The 8,152-nt window shown below is 46.2% G+C and carries 8 protein-coding genes; 7 read left to right on the plus strand and 1 reads right to left on the minus strand.

Going from position 1 to position 8,152, the window contains the following annotated elements; all coding sequences use genetic code 11:
• Positions 1 to 432: 432 nt before the first annotated feature.
• The 5 genes from QUA25_RS24135 to QUA25_RS24155 all read left to right on the plus strand — a co-directional run bounded on the left by QUA25_RS24135 (position 433) and on the right by QUA25_RS24155 (position 2,473).
• The gene (locus tag QUA25_RS24135; protein WP_333041743.1) at positions 433 to 804 is read left to right on the plus strand and encodes a hypothetical protein; all 372 of its coding nucleotides are present in this window, start codon (positions 433 to 435) and stop codon (positions 802 to 804) included.
• A 5-nt stretch (positions 805 to 809) separates the two neighbouring features.
• Positions 810 to 1,238: an HNH endonuclease signature motif containing protein gene (locus QUA25_RS24140; protein ID WP_333041744.1), complete on the plus strand. Its 429-nt coding sequence runs from the start codon at positions 810 to 812 to the stop codon at positions 1,236 to 1,238.
• Positions 1,239 to 1,376: 138 nt separating this feature from the next.
• Positions 1,377 to 1,529 carry a hypothetical protein gene (locus QUA25_RS24145; protein ID WP_333041746.1) on the plus strand — a complete coding sequence of 51 codons (153 nt, stop codon included), beginning with the start codon at positions 1,377 to 1,379 and terminating at the stop codon, positions 1,527 to 1,529.
• A gap of 232 nt (positions 1,530 to 1,761) precedes the next feature.
• Positions 1,762 to 2,121: a DUF433 domain-containing protein gene (locus tag QUA25_RS24150; protein WP_333041748.1), complete on the plus strand. Its 360-nt coding sequence runs from the start codon at positions 1,762 to 1,764 to the stop codon at positions 2,119 to 2,121.
• Positions 2,122 to 2,125: 4 nt separating this feature from the next.
• A complete protein-coding gene (locus QUA25_RS24155; RefSeq protein ID WP_333041749.1) occupies positions 2,126 to 2,473 on the plus strand; it encodes a DUF5615 family PIN-like protein in 348 nt (115 codons plus the stop codon).
• 173 nt (positions 2,474 to 2,646) lie between these two features.
• On the opposite strand, the gene topA is transcribed toward QUA25_RS24155, so the two are convergent.
• On the minus strand, positions 2,647 to 5,373 hold the full coding sequence (gene topA / locus QUA25_RS24160; RefSeq protein WP_333041750.1) for a type I DNA topoisomerase: 2,727 nt from the start codon (positions 5,371 to 5,373) through the stop codon (positions 2,647 to 2,649).
• A gap of 470 nt (positions 5,374 to 5,843) precedes the next feature.
• On the opposite strand from topA, the gene QUA25_RS24165 reads away from it, so the two are divergent.
• Together QUA25_RS24165 and QUA25_RS24170 are read left to right on the plus strand one after the other, a co-directional pair.
• Positions 5,844 to 6,527, plus strand: coding sequence for a VOC family protein (locus tag QUA25_RS24165; RefSeq protein ID WP_333041751.1), 684 nt, complete (start codon positions 5,844 to 5,846; stop codon positions 6,525 to 6,527).
• A gap of 170 nt (positions 6,528 to 6,697) precedes the next feature.
• The coding region (locus QUA25_RS24170) for an AAA family ATPase (protein WP_333041752.1) at positions 6,698 to 8,152 on the plus strand (1,455 nt) is incomplete at its 3' end.

An 8,152-nucleotide genomic window follows, 5' to 3' on the forward strand; every position in this document is an offset into this window, starting at 1 on the left:
CCCTGACAATTGAACAGAGAAGAGCAATTGTCAATAAGTAAATAGGATGATTTGGCCAACAGGTGACAAGCAAGCCCAAAAGCTAGGCTTGACAAGAGTTTGAGTTGATACGTCTCAAAAAAAATAGGGGCGATCGAACCGCGCAGACGTTTATGACACAAAGGAAGAGAACAGAAGAGAATTTTAAGGACGGAAGTACAAACCTATTTTTGCCAGCTTGGCTAATATTTTATAAATAAAGAAAGTCGGTTTTTTTAAGAAACCGGGTTGCTGGATGAGTGAAAACTAAACTAATTTCACTTGGTTTTCTTCTTGGTCGCAGTCGCCGTCTTTTTAGAAAGCGAGATCCTTCTTCATTTCTTTTGGGCAGATGTCTAATACTCAAAGTAAAATATGGCATAATATAAATATTAGTTTCATAGCTTTGCACCTATGACCGCCCAAATCACCCTAAATCTGCCAGATGAAGTCTATCACCAAGCAGAATTGCTAGCGCTGCAACGCCACCGCACCGTGAGTGAGATTCTAGTAGAAACTCTGGAAAATTTTCTCTTACCAACCGCTAAACCAGTATCAGCACTGTCTGATTCAGAAGTAATCACTCAGACTCAACTCCGGCTGCAACCACTCCAAGAACAACGATTGAGTGAATTGCTAGACCGCCAACAATCCGGTACGATCGCATCTGTAGAACTGGGTGAATTGCAGGCATTAATCCACATATATGAAACTCGACTATTGCGACAAGCTCAAGCCTTAAATGAAGCTGTGCGGCGCGGCTTGCTCGAACCATTGAAAGGATAATCAAAATGGCGATTTCTGAACAAGTTAGAGCCAGAGTTCGCGCACAAGCTCAAAATCGGTGTGGTTATTGTCGCAGTTTACAAATGTATGTCCTGGGAATATTGGAAATTGACCATATTATTCCTAAAGCGATTGGCGGTACTGATGAGGAAGAAAATCTCTGGCTGGCTTGTAGTCTATGCAATAATTACAAAGGAACCCAAACTGACGCATTAGATCCGGTAACGCAAAAGCACGTTAAGTTGTTTAATCCGCGCACTCAACAAGGGTCACAAAATTTTGCTTGGAGTGAAGACGCTACAGAAATTATTGGACTTACAGATTGCGGTCGCGCAACAGTAACAGCCCTACAACTAAACAATCCTATTGCTGTTACTGTCAGGCGTCAGTGGGTTAGTGCTGGATGGCATCCGCCCACAGACATTTCTCCTTAAAAGGTTTGAGAGTCACAAATGGTCGATCGCACATATCGCCTTTCTAGCTGAGGAGATTTTAGACCAGCGCGAGGTCAGGGATATGGGGTTTGGGCGATCGATCGGGCAAATGATATCAAACTGACTAATTTAACTCAAATGAATACGCTCGTCAGTGCAAATTATGTAAAAAAGAGCGATCGCACTTTCATCGAGGTATTGAGAAACGTGCGATCGCTCTTTTGTCCGGGATTGGGAAAAATGGCGATCGCCCATCAATTTTGTTACCTCCTTACCTCCACCAACACCTAGAATGATGAATCGATTATTTCTACGAAACTCTCTAATTGCCCGCGGCACCCCCAGCCACACCCGCACCCAAGCGCCACTCAGCAGTCACCGTTGACATGGAAGCCCTCACTCACCGCTATAAGCTATAGCTAGCAGCAGAATTAATCCACAACGTTTTGCAAGAAACCTAACTAATAGGGATATCGCCCTACAATATAAAATACATACATAATTCATAAATCAAATAAGCTCTATGACAATCCCAGAATTAGAAGCGCAACTCTTAGCCTTAACGCCGATCGACAAAGCTGAGGCAATCAGCATCTTAACTCAAAGCCTGAAAAACAGCGGACGCCCGATTACAAAAACTCCCGGCGTGATGGGCGGCGATGCTTGTATTGACAATACTCGCATTCCCGTTTGGTTGCTCGCAAGCTATCGCAATGACGGCGCTACCGATGCTTTTATCCTAGATTGCTATCCCCATCTGAGTGCCGCTGATTTAGTAAATGTTTGGGCTTATGCTGAAGCTTACCCTGACGAAATTGAGGAAGCAATGAGACTGCAAGACGAGGCCGACGAGATTTTAGATACACCTGAAAATATCGAATAAATCTATGGCGCGTATCTATGCAGACGAACACTTTCCCCGGCAAGTCGTGCAAAATCTACGCTCTTTGGGGCATGATGTCTTGACTGTTCAACAAGCAGGAAACGCTGGACTGCCTGATGAGGATGTATTAGCATTTGCGATCGTTGAAAATCGGGCGGTCTTGACTGTCAACCGACGCGATTTCTTTCAACTGCACAAGCTGCAACCTGACCACTGCGGTATTATTGCCTGCACGCGAGATGACGATATTGCTAGACTGACTGCTAATATTAATGATGCGATATCTATCGCTCAGACATTGACGGGAAAAGTGATTCGAGTCTATCGTTCTGGGCCGCCGTCTATATCTTAATTGCATTCAAGAGACCTTATGCCCTACTATACTCAAGCCGAATTTTAAGGACTGAAGTCCTTAATACAAACCTAAATTTGTGCAGTATTTTACCAACAAAAAAAACCGGGCGGGCACGGGGACACCGCCCCTACACCGTCCGGGTTTCTCGATCAGTGAAAACTACACTAAACTCAAGTTGTCTTCTTCTTCGTCGCCGTCGCAGTCGCAGCCTTCTTAGTCGTGGTTTTCTTCGCCGCAGTTGTCGTCTTTTTAGCAGTGGTTTTCTTCGCCGCAGTCTTCTCAGTTGCAGTCTCCGACTTCGCCGCCGCAGTCTTGGTTGACTTCTTCGACTTGCTGCTAGATTTACCGCCTCCCGCTGCTTCCTTAGTTGCTAACAATTCCAGTGCTCTTTGCAAGGTGAAATTCTCCACAGATTCATCCTTCGACAAAGAAGCATTGACATCGCCGTGTTTCACGTAGGGGCCGTAGCGGCCATCGTAAACATTGATCAATTCTCCCGACTCTGGATGCGCCCCCAATTCCTTCAAAGGTGTCGCTGTTTTGCTGCGGCCGCGGGCGGCTTTCGGCTGCGATAATAACTCTAAAGCCCGATCGAGCTCGATCGTCAAAACATCATCCGGCGGTTTGATCGATCGATAATCTTTCCCCACCTTACCCTGGTCGTGCACCACATAAGGCCCGTACATCCCCAAATTAGCTTGCACCTTCGCCCCCGTCTCCGGGTGAGTGCCCAACAACCGAGGTAAAGTCAACAAACTCACCGCCATATCCAGCGTCACGCTGTCCTTATCCGTCCCCTTCGGTAAAGAAGCCCGCTTCGGTTTCTTGTTCGTTTCCGAAACTTCCCCTAACTGAACGTATGGCCCATAACTGCCAATCAGCACATAAATCGGTTCCCCGGTTTCTGGGTGAAGACCCAATTTTTCCGGGCCTTCGGTTTTTTGCTTTAACAGAAACTCCACTTGTTCCGGGTCTAAATCTGCCGGCGTCAAATCTTGGGGAATCGATGCTTTTACCAAGCCTTCTTCGCTTTCAGATTCCAGGTAGGCGCCGAATTTGCCGATGCAAACTTTAGCAGAGAGATTCTCCAATACCACAGTTCGGGCAACTTTCGCATCAATCTGACTTTCCTGTTCTTTAACTTGGGTTGCGAGGCCGGTTTCCCCTGTATAAAACTTTTGCAAATACGGCAGCCATTTCGCCTCGCCGGTGGCAATTTCATCGAGGGTTTGTTCCATTCGGGAAGTAAAACCGGTGTCTACTAAATCGGGAAAATGTGTTTCCAATAAAGTCGTGACGGCGAAAGCGGTGAATGTCGGAATTAGGGCATTAGCTATTAATTTGGCATATCCGCGATCGACAATTGTACCGATAATACTCGCATAGGTACTCGGACGGCCCACACCTTCGCTTTCAAGCATTTTGACCAGAGAAGCTTCCGTGTAGCGGGCGGGAGGTTGAGTTTCGTGCCCAACTGCCTCTAAATCCTTACAATTAGGTTTATCCCCCACCTTCAGCGCCGGCAAAATCACCTCTTGGTCTTCCAACGCCGCATTCGGATCGTCGGAACCTTCGACGTAGGCGCGCAAAAAGCCGGGAAAATCAATGCGTTTGCCGCTGGAACGGAAACCGGCATCTTCTACCTGAGTTAATACAGTGACGTGAGTTTGGCGGGAATCGGCCATTTGAGAAGCGACTGTCCGCTTCCAAATCAAATCATAGAGGCGGAAATCAATCCCATCCAATCCCGTTTGCTGCGGAGTCCGAAAAGTGCTGCCGGCGGGACGGATAGCTTCGTGGGCTTCCTGCGCGCCTTTGCTTTTCGTGGTGTATTTGCGCGGTTGGGGGCTGAGGTATTCGCTGCCGTAAAGTTCTTGCACGCAACTGCGCGCCGCTTCGATCGCCTGTTCGGACAAATGCACCGAATCCGTCCGCATATAGGTGATAAAACCGCGTTCGTAGAGACCTTGGGCAATTCGCATGGTTTCCCGCGCACCCAGCCGCAGCTTGCGGTTAGCTTCCTGCTGCAAAGTCGAGGTCGTAAACGGCGGCGACGGTTTGCGGGTGACTGGCCGTTCTTCGATATTGCCGACCGTCCAGGGTTTGTTTTGAATGCGTGAAAGTAAAGCCCGCGCCTGTTCTTCGTTGAGCAAAAGTACGCGCCGGCCTGCGATAATTTGCCCGGTATTTTCATCAAAATCGCTGCCATTTGCAACTTTCACATTGCCGACAGTCACGAGTTTGGCATCAAAGGAAATCTTGCCCTTTTCCAAAAGGGCTTTTAAATCCCAGTAACTACCTTGGCGGAAAGCGCGGCGTTCGCGTTCCCGGCGCACCAAAAGCCTGACTGCGACTGACTGCACTCTACCAGCGGACAAACCCCAAGCGATTTTTTTCCACAGTAACGGGGAGAGTGTGTAACCGACGAGTCTATCGAGAATTCGGCGAGTTTCTTGGGCTTGTACTACTCGATTATCGATATCGCGGCAGTGGGTTAAGGCGTCGCGGATTGCTTCGCGGGTGATTTCGTGAAACACCATCCGCTTGATGGGCACTTTGGGTTTGAGGATTTGCAGCAAATGCCAGGAAATGCTTTCGCCTTCTCGGTCTTCGTCAGTGGCTAGTATCAGTTCTGTGGCGTCTTTGAGGGCGTCTTTGAGTTCTTTAACAATTTTCTTTTTATCTTTCGGGATGACGTAGAGGGGTTCAAAGTCTGCCTCCACGTTTACGCCCAATTGCGCCCATTTTTCTCCTTTAACGGCTTCTGGTATTTCTTCGGCGGAGGATGGTAGGTCGCGGACATGGCCCATCGATGCCTCTACACGGTAGGTGGAGGGCAGGAAGTTGCGGATGGTGCGGGCTTTGGTCGGAGATTCGACGATGACTAAGGTTGACATGGCATCTTTTAAATATGGATGGCAGCGCAGCTAGAGGGTCTAAGTTAGAGAGTTTAGGTCAGATGTCAAGGCTTCTTTCAACTTTGGGCGATTATTTTCAAACTACCTTAATTTTTAACTTACTGCCGATCGGGTGGCAGGTGACAATGTGATGGGATTTTACTGCTTTGGGGGCAGAGGCTGCGAATCACGTCTCTACAAGATGCACCGGATGATGACCTGACTTTAGCAGAATTGTCGGTAACTGGATGTTGAGACTGCTGGATGCGGGCGGATGGTTCCTCAATCTGGTTGTAACTTGAAGGTTGGGGCGACCGATTTTAGATTTTAGATTTTAGATTTTAGATTGGGAAAGATTTACTGACTAGAGGTTTGGGGCTTTGGTACAGTACGCTGTGCAGCATCAGCGTTGCGAGCGAAAAAAAAGCAATCACAGGGGATTAAAATTACTTGAGCGATCGAGCAATTCGATGAATAATTCTATGACATTTGAATTCGACCATCTTTTCATCCTTACTGATATTGGTGCTTCGGAAGCTAATCGTTTATCATCCTTCGGTTTAGTTGAGGGTGGATCTCGCATTCATCACGGACAAGGTACAGCCAATCGCTGTTTCTTTTTCCATAACGCAATGTTGGAATTGTTATGGGTTCACGATCCAGAAGAGGCGAAGTCTGAGCCAATTCATCAGACTCGTCTTTGGGAGCGATCGACAAATCGGAATAATGGTGCGTGTCCATTTGGCATCTGTTTGCGTCCAGCCAAAGGTTCTGAGGACACAGTTGCATTTTCAAGTTGGGCATATCGTCCACCTTATTTATCTGAAAGGATGAGTATAAGGGTGGCAACAAATAGTGATGTGTTGACTGAGCCGATGCTTTTCCAAATTTCCTTTAGTAAACGTCCAGATCAATACTCTGCTGATAAGTCACAGCCTTTGGATCATGGTGTTGGTTTCCGCGAAATTACTCGTGTAGAATTAGTCAGTCCTGCTGCCAATAACCCGTCACCAGAACTTCAAGCAGTGCTTGAGACAAATCAATTAAAGTTGCGAATAGGAACCGAGTATTTTGTCGAGCTTGGTTTTGATGGAGAAGTGCAGGGACAACAGGTAGATTTCCGACCTGGATTGCCGCTTATTATCAGTTGGTAATCAAAACCTGTAAAACAATTAATAATATGGCTTCAGTATCCAACGAACTGCGATCTTTCGTACAGAACGCCCACTGACAATTGCAGGAACATTAGAGGCCATTGAGAATTTTGCAAGTTGGCTGAGTAAACTAGAGATATAGTAACCCCCAATTTATTGAGAACTGGAAAATGGAGACAATTACTGACCTGCCAGGGTATCGCATAACAGAACAACTCTATGCAGGATCTCGCACTTTAGTCTATCGCGGTGTCCGGGAGAGCGATCGCACTCCAGTCGTCATCAAACTGCTGCGAAACGAATACCCCAGCTTCAGCGAACTGCTGCAATTCCGCAACCAGTACACCATCGCCAAAAATCTACGTCTGCCTGGAGTGGTTGAACCCCTCGATTTAGCACCTTACAAAAACGCCTATGCTTTAATAATGGAGGACTTTGGAGGAGTTTCCCTATCTACTTATATCCCGGCAGCAACTGATAAAAACCAACCCGATAAATCTGTATCTTTAGAAGACTTTCTCAACCTAGCCAGGGAACTAGCAAATATTCTCCACTCTCTCTACCAAAACCGAGTTATTCATAAAGATATCAAACCCGCCAATATTCTGATTAACCCACATAGCCAACAAATTAAACTCATTGACTTCAGTATTTCTTCCCTGCTGCCGAGAGAAACCCAGGAAATCCAGAATCCCAACACCCTCGAAGGAACCTTAGCTTATCTCTCCCCAGAAAAAACAGGAAGAATGAATCGAGGCATTGACTATCGGAGTGACTTTTATTCCCTTGGTGTGACCTTCTATGAATTGTTGACAACACAGTTACCCTTCGAGTCAGATGATCCAATGGAGTTAGTGCATTGTCATCTAGCCAAACAGCCGATTCCGGTACATCAAATCAAGCCAGAAGTTCCCCTAATTTTATCCCAAATTGTTAGTAAACTGATGGCAAAGAATGCCGAAAATCGCTATCAGAGTGCATTAGGACTGAAACACGATTTAGAGATTTGTCTTGCTCAATTACAAAACACGGGTAACATTGAGACGTTTGCATTGGGAACGCGGGATATTACAGACCATTTCCTCATCCCCGAAAAACTCTACGGCAGAGAAACAGAAGTTGAAACCTTATTAGCAGCCTTTGAGCGAGTCAGCAGGGGCAGCACCGAAATGATGCTAGTATCCGGTTACTCTGGCATTGGAAAATCCGCCTTAGTACAAGAAGTTTATAAACCAATTACTAAAGCCAGAGGTTATTTTATAGCAGGAAAATTCGACCAATTTCAACGAAATATCCCTTACGCGGCCGTTGTCAAAGCCTTTCAATCATTAGTCAAGCAACTCTTAACAGAAAGCGAAAATCAACTCACTACCTGGAAAGAAAAAATATTAGCTGCCGTTGGCGCTAATAGTCAAATTATTGTAGATGTCATTCCTGAAGTAGAATTAATCATTGGCCAACAGCCAGCCGTACAAGAATTAGGCGCTACAGAAGCACAAAACCGCTTTAATTTAGTATTTCAAAAATTCATCCGCGTATTTTGTTCAGTTGACTATCCCTTAGTCATCTTTCTCGACGATTTACAATGGGCTGATTCTGCTACATTGAAATTACTACAAGTAATG

It is taken from the genome of Microcoleus sp. Pol17C6 (assembly GCF_036701145.1).
Classification (GTDB): Bacteria; Cyanobacteriota; Cyanobacteriia; order Cyanobacteriales; family Microcoleaceae; genus Microcoleus.